Source organism: Pseudoalteromonas sp. SIMBA_162, assembly GCF_046535955.1.
Classification (GTDB): Bacteria; Pseudomonadota; Gammaproteobacteria; order Enterobacterales; family Alteromonadaceae; genus Pseudoalteromonas; species Pseudoalteromonas marina.
On sequence record NZ_JAWJBQ010001339.1, the window covers coordinates 1 to 231 of the forward strand.

General features: G+C 57.1%; 1 protein-coding gene. It reads left to right on the forward strand.

Translation table 11 applies throughout. From position 1 onward, the window contains the following. Nucleotides 1-29: 29 nt before the first annotated feature. The coding region (locus tag R0J88_RS23995; RefSeq protein ID WP_410901456.1) for a hypothetical protein at nt 30-231 on the forward strand (202 nt) is incomplete at its 3' end.

Below are 231 nucleotides of genomic sequence, written 5' to 3' on the forward strand. Positions count from 1 at the left end.
GCCCACTCTGCCATGCCGGTGCCTGCCATATGAGCCTGGCATTCATCGATTTTCTCACCTACGTGCTGTTCGGCCTGAAGATCCTGGCCATCATCCTTGCCTCGCTGATGTTCCTGCTGGGCCTGGACGACCTGTTCATCGACCTGTGCTACTGGGTGCGCAAGTTGATCCGGCGCTTTCGCGTGTATGACAAGTACGAAAAGGCCGACGAAAAGCGCCTGTACGAAGTGC